This window comes from Massilibacterium senegalense, assembly GCF_001375675.1.
GTDB lineage: Bacteria > Bacillota > Bacilli > Bacillales > Massilibacteriaceae > Massilibacterium > Massilibacterium senegalense.
Genome location: NZ_LN831786.1, coordinates 1519719 through 1534509, shown reverse-complemented (window position 1 = coordinate 1534509; position 14791 = coordinate 1519719). Strand labels below are relative to the sequence as shown.

General features: G+C 35.5%; 15 protein-coding genes and 1 riboswitch. Of the genes, 7 read left to right on the top strand and 8 right to left on the bottom strand.

The window, feature by feature from the left end:
- Nucleotides 1-110: 110 nt before the first annotated feature.
- The 5 genes from BN1372_RS10965 to thiS form a co-directional block, all read right to left on the bottom strand.
- A complete protein-coding gene (locus BN1372_RS10965) occupies nt 111-1661 on the bottom strand; it encodes a solute symporter family protein (protein ID WP_062199427.1) in 1551 nt (516 codons plus the stop codon).
- Nucleotides 1658-2005 (bottom strand): DUF485 domain-containing protein, encoded by a 348-nt coding sequence (locus BN1372_RS10960; protein WP_062199425.1) that lies wholly within the window; start codon nt 2003-2005, stop codon nt 1658-1660. Before BN1372_RS10960 ends, BN1372_RS10965 begins: the two co-directional genes overlap by 4 nt.
- Before the next feature lie 377 nt (nt 2006-2382).
- On the bottom strand, nt 2383-3846 hold the full coding sequence (locus tag BN1372_RS10955; protein WP_062199423.1) for a nicotinate phosphoribosyltransferase: 1464 nt from the start codon (nt 3844-3846) through the stop codon (nt 2383-2385).
- Between the two features lie 205 nt (nt 3847-4051).
- The gene (locus tag BN1372_RS10950) at nt 4052-5074 is read right to left on the bottom strand and encodes a ThiF family adenylyltransferase (RefSeq protein ID WP_062201302.1); all 1023 of its coding nucleotides are present in this window, start codon (nt 5072-5074) and stop codon (nt 4052-4054) included.
- A gap of 8 nt (nt 5075-5082) precedes the next feature.
- The gene (gene thiS, locus BN1372_RS10945; RefSeq protein WP_062199421.1) at nt 5083-5286 is read right to left on the bottom strand and encodes a sulfur carrier protein ThiS; all 204 of its coding nucleotides are present in this window, start codon (nt 5284-5286) and stop codon (nt 5083-5085) included.
- A gap of 263 nt (nt 5287-5549) precedes the next feature.
- Between thiS and BN1372_RS10940 the strand changes: the two genes are divergently transcribed.
- The 7 genes from BN1372_RS10940 to BN1372_RS10910 all read left to right on the top strand — a co-directional run bounded on the left by BN1372_RS10940 (nt 5550) and on the right by BN1372_RS10910 (nt 12267).
- On the top strand, nt 5550-6257 hold the full coding sequence (locus BN1372_RS10940) for a response regulator transcription factor (protein WP_062199419.1): 708 nt from the start codon (nt 5550-5552) through the stop codon (nt 6255-6257).
- Complete coding sequence (locus BN1372_RS10935; RefSeq protein ID WP_062199417.1) at nt 6254-7738, top strand: HAMP domain-containing sensor histidine kinase; 1485 nt, start codon at nt 6254-6256, stop codon at nt 7736-7738. Before BN1372_RS10940 ends, BN1372_RS10935 begins: the two co-directional genes overlap by 4 nt.
- Before the next feature lie 48 nt (nt 7739-7786).
- On the top strand, nt 7787-8806 hold the full coding sequence (locus BN1372_RS10930) for a LolA family protein (RefSeq protein WP_082419026.1): 1020 nt from the start codon (nt 7787-7789) through the stop codon (nt 8804-8806).
- 28 nt (nt 8807-8834) lie between these two features.
- Nucleotides 8835-8930: riboswitch (TPP riboswitch) on the top strand.
- A gap of 70 nt (nt 8931-9000) precedes the next feature.
- Nucleotides 9001-9765, top strand: coding sequence for a 3-oxoacyl-ACP reductase (locus BN1372_RS10925; protein WP_062199413.1), 765 nt, complete (start codon nt 9001-9003; stop codon nt 9763-9765).
- Between the two features lie 285 nt (nt 9766-10050).
- Complete coding sequence (locus tag BN1372_RS10920; protein WP_062199411.1) at nt 10051-10827, top strand: sulfite exporter TauE/SafE family protein; 777 nt, start codon at nt 10051-10053, stop codon at nt 10825-10827.
- A 6-nt stretch (nt 10828-10833) separates the two neighbouring features.
- Nucleotides 10834-11064, top strand: coding sequence for a glutaredoxin family protein (locus tag BN1372_RS10915; protein ID WP_062199410.1), 231 nt, complete (start codon nt 10834-10836; stop codon nt 11062-11064).
- Nucleotides 11065-11130: 66 nt separating this feature from the next.
- Nucleotides 11131-12267, top strand: coding sequence for an MBL fold metallo-hydrolase (locus BN1372_RS10910; RefSeq protein WP_062199408.1), 1137 nt, complete (start codon nt 11131-11133; stop codon nt 12265-12267).
- A gap of 80 nt (nt 12268-12347) precedes the next feature.
- Here the strand turns inward: BN1372_RS10910 and phnE (BN1372_RS10905) are convergent, their stop codons facing one another.
- Genes phnE (BN1372_RS10905) through phnC form a run of 3 tightly spaced genes read right to left on the bottom strand, consistent with a single transcriptional unit; the run spans nt 12348 to nt 14709 of the window.
- Entirely contained in the window at nt 12348-13142 is a 795-nt protein-coding gene (gene phnE, locus BN1372_RS10905; protein ID WP_062199405.1) for a phosphonate ABC transporter, permease protein PhnE, read from the bottom strand.
- Entirely contained in the window at nt 13139-13942 is an 804-nt protein-coding gene (phnE, locus tag BN1372_RS10900; protein WP_062199403.1) for a phosphonate ABC transporter, permease protein PhnE, read from the bottom strand. Before phnE (BN1372_RS10900) ends, phnE (BN1372_RS10905) begins: the two co-directional genes overlap by 4 nt.
- The gene (gene phnC / locus BN1372_RS10895) at nt 13939-14709 is read right to left on the bottom strand and encodes a phosphonate ABC transporter ATP-binding protein (RefSeq protein WP_062199401.1); all 771 of its coding nucleotides are present in this window, start codon (nt 14707-14709) and stop codon (nt 13939-13941) included. Before phnC ends, phnE (BN1372_RS10900) begins: the two co-directional genes overlap by 4 nt.
- Nucleotides 14710-14791: the final 82 nt, after the last annotated feature.

Here is a 14791-nt window from a genome sequence, read left to right as displayed (position 1 = left end):
GGCTGTCGGTATCGACAGCCTGTATATATGTTAGAAAGGAGTAAATAATAAGAAATTTGAGAACGGAATAATCGTAATCATGCGGGAAGGGGAATCCGCACATGTTACCATTACGCTTGTTGGTTTTGAGCCACTTTTAAACCAGTATGAGCATTGACAACAATTTCCGTATACTTTTCTGTATCACGTTTTGTTGAGAATACGAATGTCCCAATGATTGCACCTAAAAATCCTAATGGAATTGATACAATTCCTGGGTTTTCAAGTGGGAAAATAGCCGTTCCAGTTAGAATCGCAACACCAGGTTCTGGATTCCATACAGATGGAGATAGAGTAATAAGTACTAACGAAGAAATTAATCCGACCAACATACCTGTTACTGCTCCACCTGTGTTAAAACGTTTCCAGAAAATTGTGAATAAAATAATCGGTAAATTTGCGCTTGCTGCCACAGCAAATGCAAGTGCAACGAGGAATGCAACATTTAATTTTTGTGCAAATAAAGCAAGGATAATCGATAAAACAGATACCGCAATCGATGCGATTCGAGCCGCCACTACTTGTTCGCGTTCTGTGGCTTTTCCTTTTTTCAAAATAGAACTGTAAAAATCATGAGCAAAAGCAGATGCTGCGGATAATACAAGCCCTGCCACTACCGCTAAAATCGTAGCAAACGCTACAGCTGATACGAATGCAAATAAGAAGTCTCCGCCAATTGCTTGAGCTAATAACGGTGCTGCCATATTTCCAGCTGCGTTTGCTGCAATAATGTTATCGTGACCAACAAAAGCAATTGCACCAAAACCTAAGAAAATCGTCATAATGTAAAATGCTCCGATTAACCAAGTTGCATAAATAACGGATTTACGCGCTGTTGGTGCATCTTTTACGGTAAAGAATCGAATTAAAATATGCGGTAAACCAGCTGTTCCTAAAACGAGTGCTAAGTTTAATGAAATTGTATCGAGTGGATCTTTAAATTTGTTTCCAGGGTTTAAAAACGTTTCACCAAGTGGCGAAGCTGTTTTTACTGTTTCAAACATTTTAAAGACACTGAAATCAAATTTTGCAAAAACAATAAGGGAAATAATAAACGTACCTGCCATTAATAAAACGGCCTTTGAAATTTGTACCCAACTTGTCGCAGTCATACCACCGAATACGACATACACTGTCATTAAAATTCCAACGATTAAGACAGAAACCCAGTACTCAATTCCTAGTAATAGTTTAATGAGTGCACCCGCTCCAACGAGTTGCGCAATCATATAAAAAATGGAGATCGAAATCGTATTGAGTGCTGCAACACCGCGGACTTTTCCGCTATCAAAACGAGCGGTAATCATGTCTGCCAATGTAAAACGTCCTAAATTACGAAGTGGCTCTGCCACAATGTAAAGAACGACTAAATAAGCAACTAAATACCCGACACTATAAAAGAACCCATCAAATCCCGCTAACGCAATCATTCCAGCAATCCCTAGGAAGGAAGCAGCAGACATGTAGTCACCAGCGATAGCCAGTCCATTTTGCCAACCTGTTAACCCACCATCTGCTGTATAAAAATCACTAGCAGACTTTGTTTTTTTAGAAGCGAAATACGTAATGACTAGTGTTAAGCCGACAATCGATAAAAAAAGAATAAAAGCTGTTGTATTCACGATTTATTCCCTCCTAAGTCACCGTATTTTTCAAGAATTTTTTCACTCATCGCATCGAATTTTTTAGCTTTTTGTAAATACAGTGTACAAAGTGTCCACGTCATCACAAATTCAGCAAATGCAAAAACCCATGCCCACGTAATCGAACCGAATGCTGGCCGGTCTAGTACATTTGTGTAAGAAGCCATGATTGGCAAAGTAAAAAAGAAAATAAAAAAGAAAATAGACCAAGGAATAATAAACCGCCTTTTCGCTTGCATTAGTTGCTTAAATTCTTCCGACTTCGCAATTTTTTGATAAGGTAATAATAACGATTTTTTAGCTTGTTGTTTTTCCGCTAACATGAATAAACCCCTCCTTAATAAGATGAAGCGACAATTTACTACTATGATGAATAGTATAACGATTACATGATGCCCCTCCCCCCTTACCTGAACTATTTCTTGTTAAAATGTAAAAATTCTGAAATTAATATTATTATACTTTTTTTATTCTCATTTTCCAATACATTTTTATAAAAAAATTAATTAAAACAGAAAAAAATTAGTTAAAACAGTATAAAATTAGTTTTATGGTATATTTAAATTTGATTATAAATGTTGATTTAATAAGGTTCTTTTCGATTTTTATCTGTTATTATTTTTATTATTTTTTAAAATAATAATAATGGATTTAAAATAGAAAAATACCACTCAAAATAGAATGAGTGGTATTTCGTTTGTTATTTAGGTTGTGTTGCATTTTTTAGAAGGTTCATTTTGACGTTCCATAGTCGTTCAGAAAGATCAACATGGTATTCATGCGGATTATTTAATCTTGTATGCGTATAAGAAAAATGAGATAAATTTCGTTTGACGTTTTCTTGAATTTTTTGTAAGGTCGGCGTTTCATAGACACATTCGCCGTTCGCGAAAATTGGTTGTAGTAATTCTTCATAAAAAGCATTATCCACTATTTTTCGTTTCCACGTATGAACGGGATCAAAAACTTCAAATGGTTGTTCGGGTATTTCTTCCTCTTCTAACATAATTAAATCGACAATCGCTTCATGATCTTCTTTATTGAAAAAACGAATGACTTTTTTAATCCCAGGATTCGTTATTTTCTCGACGTTTTCTGATTTTTTTAATGTTGGTACCCATTGCTCTTCTACCTTTTTTGCAGCTAATTTATAAACACAACCCATTGCTGGTTGATCGTAAGCAGTGATTAATTTTGTTCCTACCCCGTATGCATCCACTTCTGCTCCTTGGTTTTGAATATCGGTGATGACATATTCATCTAAATCGTTCGAAATCACAATTTTAGCATCTGGATATCCTGCGTTTGTAAGCATTTTCCGTGCTTCTTTCGTCAAATATGTAATGTCTCCACTATCAATTCGAATGCCAAATGCTCTTGGTTTTCCGTGCCATTGATGTACCTCATCAAATACTTTAATCGCATTCGGTATTCCTTGTTTTAATACATCATATGTATCCACAAGTAAAATTAAATTATCTGGATAAGATTTTGCATACGCACGAAATGCTTCTAATTCAGAAGGGAAGCTCATCACCCAACTGTGGGCATGGGTGCCAGCAGGTGGAATGTCATACCGTTTCGCAGCGTACACGTTAGAAGTAGAAGAACAACCGCCGATAATGGCCGCGCGTGCACCAGTAATGGCAGCTTCTGCCCCTTGGGCGCGACGAGCACCAAATTCCATGACTGGACGTCCATTTGCTGCATTTACAATTCGATTTGCTTTTGTCGCGATTAAACTTTGTGAACCGACGATTGCTAAAAGAGCAGTTTCCATTAATTGTGCTTCAAAAATACGTGTTTTTACTCGTACAATTGGTTCGTTTGGAAATGCGACTGTTCCTTCAGGCATCGCATAGATTTCTCCCGTAAATCGTAAATTGCGAAGTTCTTTAAAAAAGTCTTCATCATCGAAAAAACCAGTTTGACGTAAATATTGAATGTCATCATGGCTAAAACTTAAATTTTTTATGTAGTCAATCGCTTGTTCTAACCCAGCAACGAGTGAATAACCGTTGTGAAAAGGATTTTTGCGGAAAAAAACATCAAACACAACTTCTTCATTCATTTTTTCTGGATGGGCTTTAAAATACCCGTACATCATCGTTAACTGATATAAATCTGTTAACATCGTTAAATTTTGAAAATGGAATGATTTCATTTGATCGGCTCCTTATGAGAACGATAATTATAATAGTATAGTTCTTATTGTAAAGAATTTTGATAAATTTGAAAACATAAAAAAAGAATGTGTAACATATTACAAAAAAACGTCTATACGAAAAAGAAGCTAATCGTTGTGAGATTAGCTTCTTTTAGTATTTGTTGATTTAGAAATTGTATCCTGTTTCAAACAAAAACCGTAATCATCCAAAATAATGTGCATAGACCGTTTTTGCTTCTACTACATCGTTCGTTCCGTGAATTAACACGCGGCCATCTTTAAAAGCAACAATTCGATATTTTTCTAATTCTACCGAAATTAAAAACGGATTTTTTTGAACGTCGTACTGAAGTGATTCAAACATTTGCGCTAAGGCAGGTAAATCTCGTTCTATTGCTTGTGGTGGACGAATTTGAACTGTATTTCTACCACAAAGTGCTTCTGTTTTCGTTAAATGTTTCATTTGTAAATAAGGATATGTATGTTTTCCACATGTCGGACAATCTGTTCGTTTTAAATTTTTTACATTCATGTTGACATATTCATTTTTCCACACATTAAACGAAAAAACAGAAGTGCGCATTGCTTCTTTTGCACCGACTAAATATTTTAATGTTTCGGTTACTTGTTGTGCAGTAACGATATGAACAGCGGGACTAATAATACCAACTGTATCACATGTTTCCGTTTGATTACCGGGAGAAAATTGTTCCATTAAACAAGATAAACATGGTGTTTCTCCTGGAATAATGGTGTGTGTCATGCCGTAACTACCGACACAAGCTCCGTAAATCCATGGAATGTTATATTTGATTGATAAATCGTTAATCATAAAACGTGTTTCAAAATTATCCGTTGCGTCTAACATCATGTCTACGTCAGAAAGAAGCGGTTCGATTGTTTCGGGTGTCGCATCGATGACGTAACTATGCACTGTAATATGTGAATTAATTGCTTCTAACGTACGTTTAGCAGCAATTGCTTTTGGTAATGTTTCGATGACATCTTTTTCTGTATAAAGCGTTTGGCGTTGTAGATTACTCCAATCCACATAATCACGGTCTAAAATAGAAATCGTACCAACGCCTGCACGTGCTAACATTTCGGAAGAACTAGAACCGAGTGCACCTGCTCCAATAATAAGGACGTGACTATTTTGTAATTTTTTTTGTCCAGACTTTCCGATTTGTGTAAAGCGTATTTGTCTCGAATACCGTTCTTCTATCATACGGTTCACCCACCTCCGACAAAGTGGACGATTTCAATAGCGTCACGATCAGATAAAGTCGTAAGTGGGTATGCTTCTTTTTGAATGATGGATTGATTATGTTCAATGATGACATGTTTATGTTCTAAATCAAAATGACGAACGACATCTTGAATCGTCTTTGCTTCCTCGGGTAATGTTTTTAATTGTCCGTTAATATATACTTCCATCATCATCCCTCCTTTAAATTATTCTGTAAAAGCGTAGGAATAGTTGTTTAAACTTTCCTCCGCCGGTATGATTCGAATCAGGTTCAAAAGGTTCAGAAACACCTGTTTCAGCCAGTTGGCACCTCTAATTTTACCGTTAGTATATCATGAATCGACATAAAAGCGAAAAGAACTGCTACGCCATTTTTCTGTTAAAAAAGGATTAAATTTTTCGTTTCTGCTTGTTTCCTTTTATAATAAGAGCTAGACGAGGAGGATGTTACATGTCTGAATTGAAAATTTTATTAGTAGAAGATGATCAAGAAATTGCTCGAATTATACGAGACCATTTATCGCGCCAAGGTTACATTGTTACATGGGCGTCAACCGGGCTTGAAGGATGGGAGGATTTTCAATACGAGCAATATCATTTAATAATTGTGGATTTAATGTTGCCGAAAATGGATGGGTTTACACTTTGTAAAAACATACGTCTTGCAAGCGATGTACCCATTATTATTGCGAGCGCACGGCAAGAAGATGAAGCAAAGGTAAAAGGATTAAACATAGGGGCGGATGATTATTTAACGAAGCCATTTAGTTTAGTAGAGTTAGCAGCTCGAATCAAATCGCAAATTAGACGGTATGAACGATATACAAATAAAAAAGTAACCGATTCGATTGTTCGTTTTCAACACGGTTTAGCAATCGATGCAAAGACAAAGCAAGTATGGATGGGGGAAGAAGAAATTTTACTTACCCAAAAAGAAAAAGCATTGTTATTTTTATTAGCAAAAAATCCCCAACAAGTGTTTTCAAAGCAAGAATTGTATGAGCATGTATGGCAACAAACAGACGAAATGGGAAATAATACGGTTACCGTTCATGTTAAAAGCTTGCGAACAAAACTAAAAGAAAATAGTAAAAAACCTAAGTTTATTCAAACTATTTGGGGGACAGGGTATCGGTTTATCGGGGAGAGACTTTCGTGAAAATTAAAACATGGCTTATTTTTTCCTATTTATTTGTTATTTTCTTACCGATTGTAGCAGGATATGGTCTTTTTTATATGATTAATCATTATGATGAAAAACAAGGTTTTTTAGATCTTTTAACACTCAGTAATAAAATCAGCAAAATCGATCCCATGTTACAAAATCCGGAATTATACAAATTAAACCCTGCTACAAGCTATAAAGAAATAGATAAATTAGCTGATGAAAAGATGAAAATTACGTTATATCGTGCAGATGGAGTACAGGTTTACTCCTCGACAAAAAATCAATGGTTAACGACAGGAATTACTCGTTTAAACTATGAAGAGTTATACCGTGATTTGTATAAAGACACGATTAGTTATTATTCTTATTCGGTTAAAAAACCAGTTTTAAAACAAGACCAAATTGTCGGGATTTATGAAGTGACAGTAGCGAGAGAACAATGGTTGAAAGGCGTACAAAATCGAACTGTTTTTGTTGTTTCTATTTTTGTTTTATTTATCTTGATTATGTTCAGCACTGTTTTATATTTTTTACATCGTCGATTAAATCGTCCGTTAAATGGATTAATGAAACAAATGACGGCATTTGCAAATAAACAACCAATTCCAAATGTTCAATACAACCGAAAAGATGAAATTGGCGAATTGTTTCAACATTTTACAAAAATGCGGGAACAAATTGACCAAGCAGGTAAACTAGTAGAAAAAGAACAACGAGAAAAAGAATATATGACTGCTTCTCTTTCGCATGATTTAAAGACACCACTTACTTCTATTCGAGCTTATAATGAATCATTATTTTTTGATTATCATTTACTTTCTTCTAAAGAACGCGGGGAGTATGCGAAGATTATTTTTGAAAAAATTGATTACATGAAACAAATGATTGATGATTTAACGACTTATACGTTGCTTCAATCTTCGCAATATAAAGTAGAGTTAGTACAAGTAGACGGTGAAGAGTTTTTTGAGATGTTAGCAGATGGGTATGAAGAGTGTGTAGAACGAAAACAGGGTACGTTTTGTTACACGATAGATGTGTGTGGAGAATATAAGGTGAATGCGAAACAAATGATTCGTCTGATCGATAATTTAATGGGGAATGCGATGCAACATTTAAAAGAAAATGGGCAGATTGGACTTTGTTTCGTTTCGGATAAACGTCCATTACCAGATTGGGTATTTCCTTCTTTTTATGATGAATTGAATGAATGGCGCCGAGGAGGCGTATTAATTTTAGTTCAAAATGAAGGGGAAGGAGTACCGAAAGAAAAAATAGACATGATGTTTAAGCCATTCGTACAGTTAGATGAAGCGCGGACGAAACAACATGCACGTAGTTCTGGATTAGGATTAAGCATTGCGAAAATGATTGTCGACAAACATCACGGAAAAATTAAAATGTTTTCTAATAATGAAGAAGGAACAATTGTTGCTTGTTGGATAGAAAATCAAGTGGAGTGTGACGACTAATTGAAAAAAATACTAATATTTATAAGCTTATGGGTGATCTTTTTACTTATGTCTTGTTCGAACTCCAAGGTGACAACAGCAGACTTGTTTCAAAAAGGATTAGATGAAAAAAAAGAGCATCATTCTTATTATATGGAAGTAGAGATGGTCACCAAAGAACCGAAGAAAAAAGAAGAATATACTATCAAGTCGTGGTATGAAAAAGATACGCATAAAAATCGAATGGAAGTATACCAAAAAGGAAAGAAAGATTCGATTTATATTTTTGACGGAGAAACAACGTACTATTATGATGTAAAAAATAAAGAAGTGTTAACGATTGATGGTGTCGATTACATGCAAGAGTCCGATGTTTTTTTTGCTCAGCGTGCCATGGATACGTTAATTACGTTGCAAAAAACACATGAAATTAACATATTAGGGGAAGAAAAAGTAGCGAAAAGACAAACATATAAAATAAAGGCGGAACCAAAAAAAGAAGGAACGTTGTATCAAGAACAACAATTATGGATTGATCAAAAAACATGGTTGCCTTTAAAACTGGAAGCTTCAATGGGAGATATAAATGTCAAATATGAAGTAAAAATGATTAATTATTCCCCAATGCTTAATGAAAAGTTATTCGTCTTAAAAGTCCCAAAAGATGTCGTGTTCAAAAAAATGGAAGACACGATGTCTTATCAAGATGTAACGTTAGCCGAAGCAAAGAAAGCAATTGGTTATCCCTTTTTATATTTACCGAATGAATCTTCCATATCAATGGAAAAAATAGAAAAGTTTGAAATGACACTTGATGGTGAAGAAATAACAGAAATTAGTATTTACTATTTTAAAAATAATGCCCCTTATTTTACGATGACTTTTTTTGAAAAGACAGAAGCATTAGAAGAGTCCCTTGGATTAAAAGAGGTGACTGTTAGAGGGAAAAAAGGGGAAATGATGGATGATCAAATTCGTAATTTATCGTGGGTAGAAGAAGAACTAGTGTATTCGATTGATTTTGAAGATGAGTCATTAACATTAGAGGATATGCTAACATTAAGTGAACGTTTTGTTTTTTATGAGTAAGAAGTGCTATACTAAAAGAAAAACATCATGCAATCACTAGGGGAGCTTGTAGCTGAGAGGATATGTCCGACCCTTGGAACCTGATCTAGGTCATACTAGCGTAGGGAAGTGGTAAAGTAAATCATCTTGATTAGATTATTAGACCACTTTCATTTGTTGAAAGTGGTCTTTTTTGATGTGGGAGGAGCAAAAAAATGAAACTAACAGAACAAGTAGTATTAGTGACAGGCGGAGCACGCGGGTTAGGGAAAGAAATTACGAAAGCATTTGCGGAAGAAGGGGCTAAAGTCGTTATCAACTATTTCAGCAGTCAAGAAGCAGCGGAACAACTAGCATCTGAAATTGGTAGCGAAAAGGCTGTTGCTATTCAAGCGGATGTTCGTCATCCACAGGACGTACAAACAATGTTTGAAAAAGCTGCAAACTATTTTAACCAACCAGTATCTACGGTAGTAAATAATGCGTTAGTGAATTTTAAATTTGATCCAATTAATCAAAAAAATGCCGAAGAAATTGAATGGGAACAATATTTAGGGCAATTTGAAGGTAGCGTAAAAGCTGCATTAAATACAACGAAGGCTGCATTAGCAGGAATGAAGGAACAAAAATTTGGTCGGATTATTAACATTGGGACAAATTTATTCCAAAATCCAGTCGTTCCATATCATGAGTATACAACAGGAAAAGCAGCATTACTTGGGTTTACAAGAAACATGGCTCGTGATTTAGGTCCACATAATATTACGATGAACATGGTATCAGGTGGATTATTAAAAACGACAGATGCAAGCCGTGCCACAACGGATGAAGTGTTTGAATTGATTCGTCAAAGTACACCGATGCAACAAGTAACGACACCGGAAGACTTAGCGCAAGCGGTTCTGTTTTTTGCTTCCCCATGGGCTCGTGCGGTTACTGGTCAGAACTTAGTAGTCGATCGCGGATTAGTAATGGATTAATGGTAAAAGTTGAAGTCAACTTCTTGTTGCTTCAACTTTTTTTAGTAAAAATATACCCCGTCATCTATTCAGACTGTATATGAAATGAGGGGAGCGGAAACGATAAACGTACACTCCTTATGTGTATAACGATGATAAATTAGAGTCTAATCGTGAAAATGAAAAATAAAATTTAATGGTTGACAATTTTACATGAGTAGAATAATATACATGTAGGGGTATTGATTACGCCGTTTTTTTATCAAAATAAATATACCCAATAAGGTATGAAGAAGGGGTGAAAACATGGATATAGGCTTTATTGTACTAATCTTTATGATTGGATTTGTTGGATCGTTCATTTCAGGAATGGTCGGTATTGGAGGATCCATTATTAAATATCCGATGTTGTTGTATATTCCACCACTTTTAGGATTTACAGCATTTACTGCCCATGAAGTATCAGGTATTAGTGCCATCCAAGTATTTTTCGCAACAATTGGTGGTGTATGGGCATATCGTAAAGGTGGATATTTAAATAAAAAATTAATTATTTATATGGGTACCGCAATTTTATTAGGTAGTTTTATCGGTGGATACGGTTCTCGTCTTTTAGAAGAAAATATGATTAATGTCGTGTACGGTATTTTAGCAACAATTGCAGCTGTGATGATGTTTATACCGAAAAAACAAATCGATGACATTCCATTTGATCAAGTAACATTTAACAAATGGTTAGCAGCAATCCTTGCGTTTATTGTAGGGCTTGGAGCTGGAATTGTTGGAGCAGCTGGTGCCTTTTTATTAGTGCCAATTATGTTAGTTGTATTGAAAATTCCGACACGAATGACGATAGCTTCTTCGCTTGCGATTACGTTTATTTCTTCTATTGGTTCTACAATAGGAAAAATCGCAACAGGACAAATTGTGTGGCTACCAGCAGTTATTATGATTGTAGCAAGCTTAATCGCTGCGCCAATTGGAGCTAACGTTGGTAAAAAAGTAAATACAAAAGTTTTACAATGGATTTTAGCAACTTTAATTGTTGCTACGGCTATTAAAATTTGGATTGACTTATTATAAGGGGGAATAAAAATGGTAAAAGTATATACAACATCTACATGTCCATATTGCACCATGTTAAAAAATTTCTTAAATGATCAAGAAATCGCATATGAAGAAATTAACTTACAACAACGTCCTGATATGGTCGACTATGTAATGAAATCAACAGGAAACTTAGGTGTACCACAAACAGAAATTAATGGCCAATGGGTGATTGGATTTGATCCAAATCAAATTATGGCACTTGTAAAATAAAGATTATTTCATCCCAAGGGAAACGGGGATTATGATAAAAAAGAGAAAAAGAAAGGTGATGACCAAATGGCAGCAGAAATTATTTCAGCGAAAGATTTAAACCATTGGATTTTAGATAAAAAGGAATTTTTCATTTTTGACGTACGTAATGAATCAGATTTTAACGATTGGAAAGTGGAAGGTGCGAATATTGATTATTTAAACATTCCATACTTTGATTTACTAGATGGCGTAGAGGAAGTTTTAGATAAATTACCAAAAGATAAAGATATCGTGGTTGTGTGTGCGAAAGAAGGATCTTCTCAAATGGTAGCGGAAATGTTAGATGAAGCAGGTGTATCTACACGCTATTTAGAAGGTGGTATGAAAGGTTGGAGTGAATATTTGTATCCAGCTGTCGTATACCAAGATGACGAAGTAAAAGTATATCAATTTATCCGTGTAGGTAAAGGTTGTCTATCATACATGGTTATTTCCGGAAAAGAAGCATTAGTAGTAGACCCAGCTCGTTTTGCGGATGTTTATGTAGAAAAAGCAAAAGAAGAAGGGGTTACAATCACACATATTGTAGACTCACATTTACATGCAGACCATATTTCTGGTGCATTCGAATTAGCACAAAAAACAAACGCTCGTTATTATTTAATGAAATCTGAAGGTGCAGTAATCAACTTTGAGCCTTTAGAAGACCATGAAGAAATTAAATTTGAGCAAGTAAAACTTCAAGTATTAGCTGTAAAAACACCAGGCCATACACCAGGAAGCGTATCATTCTTTGTAAATGATAAATTATTGTTCTCAGGAGATACAATCTTTGTTAGTGGGTTAGGTCGTCCAGACTTAGGTGGAAAAGTTCGTGAATGGGCAAAAGATTTATACAATACAGTGTATACAAAAGTAGCAAACATTGCGGACGATGTAATCGTACTTCCAGCTCACTATGCAAGCTTTGTGGATGAAGTAAATGAAAAAGGATATATCGGGGAAACATTAGGAACAATTCGTGAGAAAAACGAAATCATGCAAGGAAAAGAAGAAAGTGACTTCGTTGATTACGTAGCAGCGAGTGCTTCTAGTGAAACACCTCCAAACTTTGAAGACATCGTAGCTATTAACCGTGGACAAAAAGATGCTACAGCGGAAGAAAAACAAGAATTAGAAATCGGACCAAACCGCTGTGCTGTGCACCACGTTGCAGAATAAAAAAGAATGGTCTTGTAAGGAGCCTTTAAAATAAAACTAGTGTAGAAAAACGAATTGTTTTTCTACACTAGTTTTTGTATTTATGTTAGTCGTTCTCTTAATTTCCCAGAAATAAAATCAGTAAGGATAACCATTAAAATAATGCCTAATAAAATGACTCCGACACGCTCCCAATCACGTACGCTAAGAGCAAAAATTAATGGTGTTCCAATTCCTCCAGCGCCAATAATCCCTAAAATAGTAGCAGAACGAATATTAATTTCAAAGCGATAAATAATGAACGAAAGATAGCTTGGCAATACTTGTGGTAAGACAGCAAACCAAAGTGTTTTAATAGGGTTGGCACCAGAAGCGATTAATGCTTCTGAAGGACCGAAATCTAAACGTTCAATGTCTTCTGAAATCAGTTTACCGAGCATTCCGATAGAGTGAATCCCTAAAGCTAGTACCCCTGCAAATGAACCAGGTCCAACCGCTTTAATGAAAAGAAGTGCCATAATAATTTCAGGAAAAACACGAATAAAGCTAAGTACAAATTTTCCACTTCCTGAAATGACGTTCCATTTACTCCTATTAGATGCTGCCCAAAATGCAAATGGAACACAAAGTAATGCCGAGATGAATGTTCCGAGGATAGCGATTGCTAATGTATCTAGTAATCCACGTAGTAAATCTTCGCCACCTGGGTCATACACATAGTCCCAGTCTGGATGAATCAGTCCTGAAATAATGGAAGAAACGACTTCTCCGGATGTATCGTTTATCTCCACTTTTGGCATCCCAGCAAATGCCCAAATATATATAAAGATGATGATACAGGCGACTAGCCATTTTCGATAACGTTTCTGTTTTTTCGTTATAGCCATTTCACTCATATTAATTTCTCCCGTAATTTTGTACTAATAGTATCAATAATCAGCACAACCACTAATGTATAGATAATAATAGTAGCTGTTTTATCGTATTCAAAAAAGCCAAGTGTTCTTTCGTAATAAAGCCCAATGCCTCCTGCTCCTACTAACCCGAGTACGGCAGCGGCTCGAACATTTACTTCAAATGTATAGAGAACAAATGATAAAAATTGAGGCAATACTTGTGGAATCACCCCAAAAACAATCCATTTTATTTTATTTGCACCAACAGCTGTCATCGCTTCTAATGGTCCGGAATCAATTGATTCCATCGCTTCGAAGGTTAATTTAGCGATAATTCCAATTGAAAATACGGTTAAAGCAAAAATACCTGGAAGTACTCCAATTCCAAAAACCGCAACAAATATAGAAGCTAATAATAAATCAGGAATGGTACGTATTAAATTTAAAAGAAACCGAGTAGGAATCGTGATAAATGGATGTTCAAATACATTTCTTGCTGAAAAAAGAGCAATCGGAATGGCAATAATTGCTCCGAATGTTGTCCCTAGAATGGCCATTCGAATGGTTTCTAACATTGGTTGTGTGATATTAGATACATAACTCCAATCGGGTGGAAACATTTCACGTAAAAGATCAAGCATATTTGGTAATCCTGTCACGAGCATGGCTAATGAAAAATCTACTTTCCTACCACTTAGCCATAAAACAAGTAAAAGGAGCAGGAATGTAAAGAGATGTTTTAATTTATTGGATGAAGTAGAATGTAAGGTAGACTGTTCGTTTATTTCGAATGGTTTCATTTTACCACCTCAAGCAGTTCATCCTTTTGAATCGCCCTTCCATAAATTTCTGCAAATTTCTCATCAGTGGCTTCTTCTATGGTCCCATCAAATACAATTTCTCCTGCACGTAACCCAATGATTCGTGTTGCGTATGTACGTGCTAAATCAATAAAATGGAGATTGACAACCATTGTAATTCCTAGTTCTTCATTAATTCTTTTTAAATCGTCCATTACTTGCTTTGTTGTGAGCGGATCGAGGGATGCGACTGGTTCATCCGCTAAAATAATTTTTGATTCTTGGGCAAGGGCACGTGCAATAGAGACACGCTGCTGTTGACCGCCTGAAAGTTCATCGGCCCTTGCATATGCTTTATCTAAAATATTGACACGTTCTAACGCACGCATTGCCAGTTCTTTATCGTGTTTTGGGAACATACCTAACATCATTTTGATGGTGGAATGATACCCGACCCGACCAGATAAAACATTTCGGATGACCGTCGATCGTTTAACGAGATTAAAGTTTTGAAAAATCATTCCTATATTTCGACGAATTTGATATAATTCTTTTCCTTTTGCTTTTGTAATAGACTTTCCGTCAATCAAAATTTCACCGGATGTTATTTCGTGAAGACGGTTAATCGAGCGGAGCAACGTAGATTTACCTGCACCGGAAAGGCCAACAATGACGACAAATTCTCCTTTTTTAATAGATAGATTCACATCATGAAGCCCTTTCGTTCCATTTGGATATATTTTTGACACATATTTAAATTCAATCATATGCGAACCAACTTTCTTATTTTTTGTTAAGGATACGTACGAGTGCTTAAAAAATAGCGGAGGTAGATTGAAAACTCGCGCT